10 protein-coding genes and 1 rRNA gene are annotated in these 12,411 nt (G+C 43.3%); 9 read left to right on the forward strand and 2 right to left on the reverse strand.

Annotated elements, in window-relative coordinates; translation table 11 throughout:
• Together HMPREF0240_RS22970 and HMPREF0240_RS22975 are read left to right on the forward strand one after the other, a co-directional pair.
• A 23S ribosomal RNA gene (locus HMPREF0240_RS22970) occupies positions 1-141 on the forward strand; the annotation flags it as partial.
• A 225-nt stretch (positions 142-366) separates the two neighbouring features.
• Positions 367-1,107 carry a peptidylprolyl isomerase gene (locus HMPREF0240_RS22975; RefSeq protein WP_009005783.1) on the forward strand — a complete coding sequence of 247 codons (741 nt, stop codon included), beginning with the start codon at positions 367-369 and terminating at the stop codon, positions 1,105-1,107.
• A gap of 77 nt (positions 1,108-1,184) precedes the next feature.
• Here HMPREF0240_RS22975 and HMPREF0240_RS22980 read toward each other — a convergent pair whose 3' ends face one another.
• Complete coding sequence (locus HMPREF0240_RS22980; protein ID WP_035314734.1) at positions 1,185-2,087, reverse strand: AraC family transcriptional regulator; 903 nt, start codon at positions 2,085-2,087, stop codon at positions 1,185-1,187.
• A gap of 220 nt (positions 2,088-2,307) precedes the next feature.
• Here HMPREF0240_RS22980 and HMPREF0240_RS22985 point away from each other — a divergent pair, with 220 nt between their 5' ends.
• The 4 genes from HMPREF0240_RS22985 to HMPREF0240_RS23000 all read left to right on the forward strand — a co-directional run bounded on the left by HMPREF0240_RS22985 (position 2,308) and on the right by HMPREF0240_RS23000 (position 7,094).
• Entirely contained in the window at positions 2,308-3,243 is a 936-nt protein-coding gene (locus HMPREF0240_RS22985; RefSeq protein ID WP_035314737.1) for a sugar phosphate nucleotidyltransferase, read from the forward strand.
• Positions 3,236-4,354, forward strand: a complete 1,119-nt coding sequence (locus tag HMPREF0240_RS22990) for an aminoglycoside phosphotransferase family protein (protein ID WP_035314739.1) — start codon at positions 3,236-3,238, stop codon at positions 4,352-4,354. Before HMPREF0240_RS22985 ends, HMPREF0240_RS22990 begins: the two co-directional genes overlap by 8 nt.
• A 31-nt stretch (positions 4,355-4,385) precedes the next feature.
• Complete coding sequence (gene galE / locus HMPREF0240_RS22995; RefSeq protein WP_009005787.1) at positions 4,386-5,411, forward strand: UDP-glucose 4-epimerase GalE; 1,026 nt, start codon at positions 4,386-4,388, stop codon at positions 5,409-5,411.
• Positions 5,412-5,804: 393 nt separating this feature from the next.
• Positions 5,805-7,094, forward strand: a complete 1,290-nt coding sequence (locus HMPREF0240_RS23000; RefSeq protein ID WP_009005788.1) for a class II aldolase/adducin family protein — start codon at positions 5,805-5,807, stop codon at positions 7,092-7,094.
• A gap of 107 nt (positions 7,095-7,201) precedes the next feature.
• Here HMPREF0240_RS23000 and HMPREF0240_RS23005 read toward each other — a convergent pair whose 3' ends face one another.
• Positions 7,202-7,477, reverse strand: coding sequence for a GNAT family N-acetyltransferase (locus tag HMPREF0240_RS23005; protein WP_009005789.1), 276 nt, complete (start codon positions 7,475-7,477; stop codon positions 7,202-7,204).
• A 296-nt stretch (positions 7,478-7,773) separates the two neighbouring features.
• Between HMPREF0240_RS23005 and HMPREF0240_RS23010 the strand changes: the two genes are divergently transcribed.
• The 3 genes from HMPREF0240_RS23010 (at position 7,774) to HMPREF0240_RS23020 (ending at position 11,807) form a co-directional block, all read left to right on the forward strand.
• On the forward strand, positions 7,774-8,661 hold the full coding sequence (locus HMPREF0240_RS23010) for a fructose bisphosphate aldolase (protein ID WP_009005790.1): 888 nt from the start codon (positions 7,774-7,776) through the stop codon (positions 8,659-8,661).
• Positions 8,662-9,025: 364 nt separating this feature from the next.
• A complete protein-coding gene (locus tag HMPREF0240_RS23015; protein ID WP_009005791.1) occupies positions 9,026-10,384 on the forward strand; it encodes an FAD-dependent oxidoreductase in 1,359 nt (452 codons plus the stop codon).
• Between the two features lie 76 nt (positions 10,385-10,460).
• Positions 10,461-11,807: a cytochrome c biogenesis protein/redoxin gene (locus tag HMPREF0240_RS23020; protein WP_009005792.1), complete on the forward strand. Its 1,347-nt coding sequence runs from the start codon at positions 10,461-10,463 to the stop codon at positions 11,805-11,807.
• The last annotated feature ends 604 nt before the right edge of the window (positions 11,808-12,411 follow it).

Consider the following 12,411-nt stretch of genomic DNA (forward strand, 5'->3'; position numbering starts at 1 on the left):
CGTGAAGCCCCCCTCAAGATGAGATATCCCATAACGTCAAGTTAGTAAGACCCCTTGAAGACGACGAGGTAGATAGGGCAGAGGTGGAAGTGTGGCAACACATGGAGCTGACTGTTACTAATAGGTCGAGGGCATAACCAAACAAGGTGATAGGATAATGGATGGATTTAATTCTTTGTATGCAGTTTTGAAGGTATATACATATGGAATGAGGAGACGGTACCCGGTGGTATCGTTTTTTTGTTGTGTAAAGTGTTGTTAATTTTAGAATATTCTGAAAATGGATCGCAAAGGGGTCTGACCCCCTTGCAAGTTTCGCGAAATCAACCTATAATGGACATATTACAATAAAAGGAGAATATACATATGAGCCAGGAAGTATTAGCAGTTGTTGCAGGGGAAGAGATTACACAGGAGGAGTTTGATGCATTTATGCTTAACGTCCCGAGGGATCGTCAGGCATATATATCCAACCCTCAGTTTAGACAGCAGTGTTTGGAGCAGTTGATTGCACTGCATTTATTTGCAAAAATGGGAGGAGAGCTGAAGCTGGATCAGACAGAGAAATATGAGAAGTTCCTGGTAAATGCAAAGCGGGACATCCTTGCGCAGATGGCAATGGAAGAAATTATGAAAGATATCACGGTATCTGATGATGAAGCGTCAGCATATTATGAGGCTAACAAACAGCAGTTTTCCAAGGGCGAGATGGTGAGCGCAAAACATATTCTTACTGATTCCGAGGAGAAGTGCAGTGCTGTCCTGGAGTCCATAACAAACGGGGACAAGAGTTTTGAAGATGCAGCGAGAGAGAGTTCTATGTGCCCATCAAGTGAAAATGGCGGAGATCTGGGTAAGTTTGGAAGAGGACAGATGGTTAAAGAGTTTGAAGATGCTGCGTTTGCTGCTGAGCCGGGACATGTAGTCGGACCGGTACAGAGTCAGTTTGGCTATCATCTGATTAAAGTGGAGGAGAAAGAAGAAGCGGCAACAGCTCCGCTGAATGAAGTGATTGAGTCAATCAAGATGAATATGCTCCAGCAGATGCAGAGCAGTGCTTATTCAGAAATGATAAAAGAGTTAAAAGATAAATATATGCAGGAATAGTTTATAAGGAAAAGGGCCGGGGCTTTCTTGTGGGTTTTCATTAACCCGCAGAGGAAAGCCCCGGTTTTTGTTTGCTTTTACTTAAAGGAGCCGTTGGACAACGCTTTAATGGAAGATGCATATTCAGAGGGTGTCATTCCGGTGGTCTTTTTGAACTGCCGTGAAAAATAGTGAATGGAAGAGTATCCAAGTCTCTCGGAAATCTGTGTAAAATTAAGCTGGCTCATGCGGATCATTTCTTTGGCGGCCTCTACCTTCATCCTGAAAAAGTATTCCATGATGCCAAGGCCGCTTCGTTCTCTGAAGATCCTTTGAAGCTGTGAGCGTCCGGTCAAAGTATCCCGGCAAATCTGTTCAATGGTAAGATGGGCAGAAAGATTTTTATCAAGATAATCAACCACATGCTGGAAAATTTCTTTTTCATTGCGGCTTTTAGTGACCTTGGGAATCTGTCCGTCCATAGCGGTACCGAACTGGTATCTTCTGGCCAGATGCAGAAGGAACTGCTCCAGGTAGAGTTTGATAAGCTGTTCGGAGCCAAAGGGCCTCTCTGGATTTTTAAGCATTTCAGTCTGATATGGATCATCAAGGCGTTCCAGAAAGCAGTTTTTGGCTTCCACCGCGATGTTGGCCAGCAGAGAGCGCTCCACTTCATCAATATGAAGTACTTTACCACGGAAGAAATTCATAGCAGGGCTTTTGCACTCAAAGGAGATCACCACCAGATTCGGAGCGGAGAGACCGGTCGCTGTTACATTGTGATATTCATTGGGTTGGTGAAAGACAATCTCTCCTTTCTTTAAGATCATATAATTATTCTCAGCCGTAATCCCCACCTCGCCCTTGTCGGCATAGCAGAACTCCCAAAAATCATGTCGTTCCCCTATAAATGAAAAGGTATTCATATACTCAAAATAATGGATCGTGTAAAGATTATTTATGCATATGGTGCTTGACAGACGTACATTCTTATATTCCATATTCCGGCGCCTCCTGTAAATTTCCAACTAAAATCAGTATACACGTTTTACATCGAAAAACAAAATAAATTGCATAACAAAAAGCAGATTGTGCAAAAGTTATAACAGATAGTACAAATACATTACAGATAAATTGTAATACCATATAAGTAGAAAACAGACTGACTGGATGAAGTATACAGGTAAAATCCATCAGTCATACAGACAGGAGGTACAGAAAATGAAAAAACCAGTGCTGGTAATTATGGCGGCCGGTATGGGCAGCCGTTACGGCGGCTTAAAACAGATTGACCCAATTGATGAGCAGGGGCATATCATCATGGACTTTTCCATCTTCGATGCAAAAAGGGCCGGGTTCGAACAAGTGGTGTTTATTATTAGAAAACAGGATGAGGCAGATTTCCGCGAGGCGGTAGGAAAACGTATGGAAGAAATCATGGAAGTTGCCTATGCATACCAGGACATAAAAAATATTCCGGAGGGATATACGCTGCCGGATGGACGGACAAAGCCCTGGGGAACCGCACATGCGGTGCAGAGTGCGGATGATGTGATTGATGGGCCGTTCGCGGTCATTAATGCGGATGACTATTATGGGAAAGATGCTTTTCATCAGATTTATGAGTATCTCTCCTCACACGAAGATGACGAAAAGTACCGTTATACAATGGTTGGTTATAAGCTGGAAAATACCGTGACGGAAAACGGGCACGTGGCACGCGGTGTATGCACCATGAATAAAGCAGGCGAGCTGGTAAAGATTGTGGAGAGAACGCAGATTGAAAAGAGGGTACATGGGATTGCCTTTACGGAAGACCATGGTGCAGAATGGACAGTGCTGCCCGGAGATACTGTTGTTTCAATGAATATGTGGGGCTTTACAAGGAGCATTCTGGGAGAGATCAAAGCCGGATTCCCGAAATTCCTAAAAAAAGAGTTGAGTAAAAATCCAAAGAAATGCGAGTACTTTCTGCCGGCCGTAGTCAGCAGTCTGGTGGAAGAGGGACGCGCCTCTGTCCAGGTGCTGACCTCCCGGGACAAATGGTACGGTGTTACATACAAAGAGGATAAACCGGTAGTGGTTGAAGCCATCCGCCAGTTAAAAAAGGAAGGGATGTATCCAGAGAAACTGTGGGGGAATGAAACGAATGAATAAGGTGAGAAATGACCAAAAGGCGGAAGTATTTGCAAATTTTCAGTATGAAGGTGTTTTGACAGGGGATTGTCCCTATGGAAGCGGACACATTAACGACACCTTTCTTCTGACTTTCAGTCTACCCGGGACTGGTGAGAAGAAAATTATATTGCAGCGGATGAACAGTGAGATATTTACCAACCCGGCAGAACTGATGGAAAACATACAGAACGTGACTTCTTATTTAAGAGAACGTATCATTGAAAATGGCGGAGACCCGGAACGTGAGACCCTGAATGTGATTCCGACTGTGGAGAACAAATCCTACTATGTGGATTCCCTTGGCGATTACTGGAGAAGCTATAAGTTTATCACAGGCGCCACAAGCTATGATAAAGTGAAAAAACAGGAGGACTTCTACCAGAGTGCGGTATCCTTTGGAAACTTTCAGCGGCTGCTTGCGGATTATCCTGCAGAGACGCTGAATGAGACAATTAAAGGATTCCATGATACCAGAGCCCGTCTGGAGGTATTTAAACATGCGGCGGCCGAAGATATCTGCGGCCGCAGAGACTCTGTACAGAAAGAAATTCAGTTTGTGCTGGAACATGAAGCTTTGGCAAATATCTTTGGGGATTTGCAGGCAAAAGGAGAGATTCCGCTTCGTGTTACCCACAATGATACGAAATTAAATAATATTATGATTGATGATGTAACGGGAAAGGGAATCTGCGTCATTGATCTGGATACGGTTATGCCGGGGCTGGCAATGAACGATTTTGGCGATTCTATCCGTTTTGGGGCAAGTACTGCCGCTGAGGATGAACAGGATCTGAGTAAAGTTTCCTGTGACATGGAGCTGTTTGACCTCTATACAAAAGGCTTTATCCAGGGCTGCGGCGGCAGGCTGACGGAGAAGGAGATCCGGCTGATGCCGGTCGGGGCCAAAGTGATGACATTTGAATGCGGTATGAGGTTCTTAACTGATTATCTGCAGGGGGATCATTATTTCAGGATCCACAGGGAAAAACAAAACCTGGACCGCTGCCGTACCCAGTTTAAACTGGTGCAGGATATGGAAGCAAAATGGGATATAATGCAGAAAATCGTTCAGAAATACAGCAGATCGTGAACAATACAGGAAATAAACGGAGGTAATTATAATGGCGATTTTAGTAACCGGCGGAGCGGGATATATTGGAAGCCACACCTGTATCGAATTGCTGGGTGTGGGATATGAAGTGGTGGTAGTGGATAATCTGTGCAATTCCTGCGAAGAATCTCTGAAAAGAGTGGAGGAGATAGCAGGGAGGCACGTAAAATTCTATCAGGCAGATATCCTGGATCAGGGAACAATGGAAGAGATCTTTACAGAAGAACGGATTGAAGCGGTGATTCATTTTGCAGGACTGAAGGCGGTTGGGGAATCCGTCCGCAGACCCCTGGAATACTACCACAACAATATAACAGGAACCCTGGTCTTGTGTGAGGTCATGAGAAATCATGGCGTTAAGAATCTTGTTTTCAGTTCATCTGCGACAGTGTACGGCGAACCTGCATTCACTCCGATTACAGAAGAATGTCCAAAGGGAGTGTGCACCAATCCGTACGGATGGACAAAATCCATGCTGGAACAGATACTTTTAGATTTGAATACTGCAGATCCTAAGTGGAATATTGTAATTCTTCGTTATTTTAATCCGATTAGTGCCCATAAGAGCGGGAGAATAGGTGAGGATCCGAAGGGGATACCCAATAATCTGATGCCTCATATTACACAAGTGGCAGTGGGAAAATTAGATAGTCTCGGCGTGTTTGGCGATGACTATGACACTCCGGATGGCACGGGAGTCCGTGATTATATTCATGTAGCCGATCTGGCGCGGGGACACGTTAAGGCGGTCAGGAAACTGGAGGATAAAGAAGGCGTTTCTATCTTTAACCTGGGCACAGGGAAAGGATATTCTGTACTGGAGATGGTGAGGGCCATGGAAAAGGCCAGCGGAAAAGAGATTCCGTATGAGATCAAACCTCGCCGGGAAGGGGACATTGCAATCTGTTATTCCGACGCAGCGAAAGCTAAAGCCGGGCTTGGATGGGCCGCACAGCATGGCCTGGAAGAGATGTGCCGGGATGCATGGAGATGGCAGATGCAGAATCCGAACGGATATAAAGAGAAACATATATAAAGAGAAACATATATAAAGAGGAAACCTCCTTGATTTTTTTCTTGTTTATTTTTACAGCCAGCTTTACGAATAGATCTGTTCAATATAGCGGGCAAATCTAATACCTGTTATATTTTATAAGAATATGAGAATGATAATTTTGTGGAAGGAAAATCCCGCAGAGGCCTGCTATGGAGGGATAGTTTATTCTGAAAAACCGGTTTTTAAATTTGGGGCCTGCTGCGGATAGCTTGTAGTATTGGCGCATGCAGATGACTAAACCTTACGGCTAAATAACCAAAAATAAAAAACAAATAAAAACCACATAAATATATTGACAAAACCACATAAAACCAATATAATAAACATGAAAACAGTAAAGAATAAACACTTTCTTAAAGGAGGAGTGAATATATGAATATAAATTTGTTACACCCTGCAGACCAGCTTGTCATGATGATGAATCGTATCTATCATTATGGTATGACTACAACATCAGGAGGCAATCTATCTATCCTGGATGATAACGGAGACGTATGGATTACTCCCGGCAGCGTGGATAAAGGAAATCTTACAAGAAATGACATGGTTTGTATCAAGCCGGACGGTACCATTATTGGCAATCATAAACCATCCAGCGAGTATCCGTTTCATCTGCAGATCTATAAAACGAGAAATGATATAAAATCAGTACTGCATGCACATCCGCCGGCACTGGTAGCGTTCAGCATTGTGCGAAGAGTACCGAACACACTGTTAAGTCCGAATTCATTTGTCGGCTGCGGCAAGATTGCCATAGCAGAATACGGTCTGCCGGGAAGCCAGGATCTGGGAGACAAGATTGCTAAAGAATTTGCCAAAGGCTGTGATATTGCAGTGCTGGAGAATCATGGTGTGGTAGTGGGGAGCGACAGCCTGTTTAACGCATTTAAGGCATTTGAGAATCTGGATTTCTGTGCAAGGCTTCAGATCAATGCAGCTATCATTGGTACACCAGGATATCTGAAGGAGGAAGAGATTCAGCTTAAGTATACTAAGAACCATCTGAATATGGACGAATTTGTCAGAAAAAATATTACAAGCGCCGAAAAGGCTGCCAGAAGAGATATGTGCAGCATTATTCACAGGGCATATGACCAGGGGCTTGTCAATTCTACCCAGGGCTCCTTCTCCGTAAGGCTGGATGAGGAACGGTTTCTGATTTCTCCGTACAACGTTGACCGGAAATATGTGGATGTGGAAGATATTGTATGCATTAAAAGGGATATGAAAGAAGTGGGAAAAGTGCCCAGTCGTTCTATTAAGATCCATGATGAGATCTATAAGCAGCATCCGGAGATCAACTCTGTAATTATTGCGCATCCGCCTTATATTATGGCATATGCAGTGACTGACGAGCCACTGGATTCAAAATCGATTCCGGAGAGCTATATCTTAATGCGGGATATTCCAAAAGTCGGATACTGTGAATTTTATCAAAAACCGGAAGAGGCCGCGCAGAGATTTAACGAGAGCACTCCCATTGTTATGGTAAGCAACGACTGCTTAGCCGTAACCGGAGATAGCCTTCTCAATGCTTTTGACCGGCTGGAAGTGGCGGAATATAGTGCAAAAGCACTCGTATTTGCTAAGAATCTTGGGGAAATGGTTCCGATCAGTGAGGAACAGATCACTGAGATCAAAAGTGCTTTCCATTTAAAATAGAAATCTAAAATAAAAAATACTAAAAAATGTCCGGCAGTAACGCATCAGAAATAATGTGATGTGTTCCACCGGACATTTTACATTCAGATTAGTCAGGTCAGTGCAGGCTATTTCTTGAGAACATCTGCATGCTCCGGATGTTTTTCAAACCATTTCACTGCATATGGACAGGTGAGGACAGCTTTCTGTCCGCTCTGCCGAAGCTCTGAAACCAGTTCTTCCATCAGTTTTCCTGCGATACCCTGTCCTCGCAGGACGTCATCTACATATGTGTGATTGACATCTACGCATCCAGCGTCAATTGCGGGAAAAGTGACCTCAGCAACCACCAGATAATCCGGGGTATATACTGCGATCTGATTTTTATTGTGCACAAATTCCATCAAAATTCCTCCTAGTTTTTTTATTAGATCTTTATAAAATTAGAATTCTGGAATGTGTTTATGCTATACAGAGTAATTTCCGGGCAGCCTGAAGCGCCGGGCACTCTAATTATGAAATACATTCCGTGCTGTTTGGGGTAACAGTCTCATATATATAGTAAAGGAGCCCCAAGGATTATGCAAATGAAATTTTCAGAAATATGCAAAAAATACTGAGAATTGTGAGAAAAAGTGTTACAATAAAAACAACCAAAAGTAAATCGGATAAAGGTTTCGTGAAAGAGGAGGTATGATTGATGAATGAAGTACAGCTGAAAAGAATGCACGAAGGTAATGGATTCATTGCGGCTTTGGATCAGAGCGGCGGTAGTACACCGAAAGCTCTGAGGCTATATGGAATTGATGAGTCGCAGTATCACAATGATGATGAAATGTTCGAACTGGTACATAAGATGCGGACGAGAATTATTACGAGTAAAGCCTTTACATCTGAACACATACTTGCGGCCATTTTATTTGAGAATACGATGGACAGGAAAATGGAAGGAAAGTACACCGCAGATTATCTGCTGGAGGAAAAAGGCATCCTGCCGATTCTGAAGGTAGATAAAGGGCTGGAACAGGAAGAGGCCGGCGTACAGATTATGAAACCAATGCCTGATCTGGAAGAGCTTCTGGAGAGAGCGAAGAAGAGACACATTTTTGGAACGAAGATGCGTTCCGTAATAAAGATGGCTAACGAGGAAGGGATACGTGAGATTGTGGACCAGCAGTTTGGCGTTGGTATGCAGATAGCCAAAAAGGGGCTTGTCCCAATTCTGGAGCCAGAAGTAGATATCCACAGCCCGCAAAAAGAAAAGGCAGAGAAGATTCTGAAAGGAGAGCTGCTCCGCTATCTGGATAAAGTCCCTGCAGATGTAAGACTCATGTTTAAACTGACTCTTCCGACCCAAAACGGCTACTACAGTGAACTTCTGGAAGATCCGAAAGTCGTGAGAATCGTGGCACTTTCGGGCGGCTACACCAGAGACGAGGCAAATACAATGCTCTCAAAGAATCCGGGCGTAGTGGCAAGCTTTTCACGCGCACTTTCGCAGGGCCTGCGGGCTGACCAGACACAAGATGAATTCGACAGAATGCTTGCAGAATCTATTCAGGAAATATACGACGCATCGATTACATAAAAAAACAAATATCCATAGAGCAAGCTTTAGAAACGGTTGAAGAAAAGGGAAGGGTAAGAGAGGGCAGAATTTGTTTTCCCAAACAAATTCTGATGCCGCCTGCGGCGCGAATGCATTGGCATTCGGGCCAAATGCGGCATGCACCTCTCTTCCCCTTCCCTTTTCTTCTACAGTTTCTTAGCAAAGTGTCAGAACATTACGCCCGAGGACATTGTCCCGTCAGGCACCGGGCTTTCCTTGTCATTCGCGTTCCCCATACTAAATACCATATTTTTTTCAAAAATCTCTTGACATACATAACTGTATCTGATAAAGTTACAGTAATAACTGAAACAAAAAAAGATACATATTTTAGGAGGGTATTATGAATGCAAAATATGATGATATTATTATAGGTTTTGGAAAAGGTGGAAAAACGATTGCAGGAGCATTAGGAAAAGCCGGAAGAAAAGTGGCTCTGATTGAAAAGTCTTCAAAGATGTATGGGGGGACCTGCATTAACGTAGGGTGCATTCCGACAAAGTCACTGGTTCACAGTGCGGAGGCAGCAGTCAACGGATGTACAGAAAAAAGCGCTGCCTATGCGGGTGCCGCAGCAAGAAAGACGCAGCTTGTGGAAAAACTCAGAGCAAAGAATTATATGAAGCTGGATAAGAACCCCAATATTACAATTATAGATGGAACAGCCAGATTCGTTACGGATCATAAAGTTGAAGTCCTTACGGCAGAGGGTACTATAGGACTGGATAGCGAAAGATTTTTTATTAATACAGGGTCTACACCGTTTATTCCCCCAATCAAAGGGATCCAGGAAAACCCATATGTCTATACAAGCGAAACTCTGCTGGATCTGGAAAAGCTTCCTGAGCGCCTTGTTATCATTGGCGGAGGATATATAGGCGTTGAATTTTCTTCAATTTATGCGGATTTTGGAGTTCAGGTTACAATCCTTCAGGATGGCCCTGTATTTCTGCCAAGAGAAGATGCGGAGATTGCAGATATGGTAAGACGGAATCTGGAAAATAGAGGTGCTTTAGTACTTACGGAGGTGCATGTTCAGGAAATTCAGAAAAAGGAAGGTTATACGGAAGTTGTAATCGAAACAAAAGAAGGTAAGAAAATACTGCCGGCAGATGCTATTCTTGTGGCAACAGGACGCAGACCTAATACAAAAGACCTGAATCTGGAAGCGGCAGGTGTGCAGGTGAATGAGCGAGGCGGCATTATTACGGACAATACAAGGACAACAACCGCGCCGAATATTTTTGCAATGGGCGATGTAGTCGGGGGTCTGCAATTTACCTACATTTCATTAGATGATTATAGAATTGTAGCTTCCAAAGTGCTTGGGGACGGCAGCTACACACTTGACAAACGTGGAGCAGTACCTTACAGTGTATTTTTAAACCCTCCATTCTCAAGAGTTGGGATGAGTGAAAAGGAAGCTGTGGAAGCGGGGTATCATGTAAAGATCGCTAAGCTTCCGGCAGCAGCAATTCCGAAGGCGCAGGTAATGGAGCAGCCGGAAGGGATTCTGAAAGCTGTGATTGATGTAGATACCAATAAAATACTGGGGGCGCATCTTTTCTGTGAGGAATCACATGAACTGGTTAATCTGGTAAAAGTGGCAATGGATGCCGGTCTCGAGTATACGGTTTTGAAGAATATGATATTTACACATCCAACCATGGGGGAAGCATTGAATGACTTATTTAATGTTTAGAGATTTGACGTTTCGGTATCATTTGATCCCGGATGTTGTGTTACTAAATAAAAATGCGAAATAGGGAGAATATGATATGGGATTTTCATTAGATATTAGCGTACCGGTTCTAACGGTATTTGTTCAGGGACTACTGAGTTTCTTTTCACCCTGTGTGCTTCCGCTGATTCCGCTTTATATTGGATATCTGGCGGGGGGGACCAGAAAGGTCGGAGAAGACGGTAAAGTTTATTTCAGCAGGAAAAAGGTTATGATCAATACTTTGTTTTTTGTGATCGGCGTCAGTTTTACCTTCTTCTTACTGGGATTTGGAGCCTCCGTGCTTGGAAATTTCTTCAAGGGCAGCCAGAGCATGTTTGCCCGGATTGGCGGAATTCTGATTGTTGTATTCGGATTCTATCAGCTTGGGATATTTGGAAAATCAAAGGTCTTAAGCCAGGAGCACAGACTGCCGTTTCATCTGGATAAACTGGCTATGTCACCATGGACCGCACTGATCATGGGATTTACCTTCAGTTTTGCCTGGACACCATGTGTTGGACCGGCGCTTTCCAGTGTTCTGCTGATGTCAGCTTCAGCAAGCACGAAGGTATGGGGATTCGCCCTGATTGGCGTATATACACTGGGGTTCGTACTGCCATTTTTAGCAGTAGGCATCTTCAGTACAACATTACTGGATTTGTTTAAGAAACATAATAACGTTGTCAAATATACAGTGAAGGTGGGCGGAGTACTCATGATTTTAATGGGGCTTATGATGTTCACCGGAAAAATGAATGCTATTACGGGATACCTTTCAGAGGTGCAGACAGCGCAGCAGGATAATACGAAGACGGAAAAGCAGGCGTCTGAAGGTGAAGAGAAACCTGAAGGAGATTCTGCAAAGAAAGAGGATAAAACATCGGAAGAAGCCAGGGATGAAGGGCAAAATAATGACAGTAATGCAAAGGACAGTGCAGTGGAACTACCGGATGCGATTGATTTTGAATTAAAGGATCAATACGGGAATGTGCATAAGCTATCTGATTATAAAGGAAAGACCGTCTTTCTGAATTTCTGGGCAACGTGGTGTCCGCCTTGCCGCGCGGAGATGCCGGAAATACAGAAGCTCTATGAAGAATACCAAAAGGAAGAAGATTCTGAGGTTGTTATACTGGGAATTGCCGCACCTGAATATGGACGGGAGCAGTCGGCAGAAGATGTAAAACAATTTTTGGAGGATAACGGATATACCTATCCGGTTCTGCTGGATGAAGGCGGAAGCATATTCGATCAGTATGGCATTCAGTCATATCCTACTACATTCATGTTTACAAAAGAAGGTAAGGTATTTGGTTATCTGAGCGGGCAATTGAGTGAGGATATCATGAGAAATATTATTGCCCAGACAATTAGCGGAAAGAGGGAAACGAATGGAAATTAGATAAAACCTAAATATGTTCATGTATGACTAATAATAATGGAAAGTATTTCATAAAAATAGTGGAATAATATGCCATGTTAAATGCGAAGGCTCATCAAAGCCTTCGCATTTTTTGAGGGGTCAGACCCTTTTGCTCTCCGTTTTCAGAATATTCTTAAATTAATACGCAAGAAAAAAGGGGAAAAACGTAAAAAGCTGTTGACAAATCTCAGGAAAGTGTGGTAACCTTATCAAGCTGTCGCTTGAGGGAATAGAAAAAATGAGTTCTTGAGAGCAAAAAGAAACAAAAGAAAATCTGAAAAATTCTTGACAGACGACAACAGATATGATATCCTATAAAAGTTGCCGCTGACGACAAAGAACGACAGCAAAAACAGCAAAGAACCTTGATAATTAAACAATAGACAACAAACCCTTGAAAATTTCTTAAAGAGAAAATTTCAAAGAACAGCATCATAAAAGATGCACCCATCACTGAGAGAGATCTCGGTGGTAAGAACAGTAAAAGGGATAGAATTAGCTAGTAGTTAATTCTGACTCGGATACAAACACTTTTAACGAGAGTTTGATCCTGGCTCAGGATGAACGCTGGCGGCGTGCTTAA

This window comes from Clostridium sp. D5, from assembly GCF_000190355.1.
GTDB classification, from domain to species: Bacteria; Bacillota; Clostridia; order Lachnospirales; family Lachnospiraceae; genus Faecalicatena; species Faecalicatena fissicatena_A.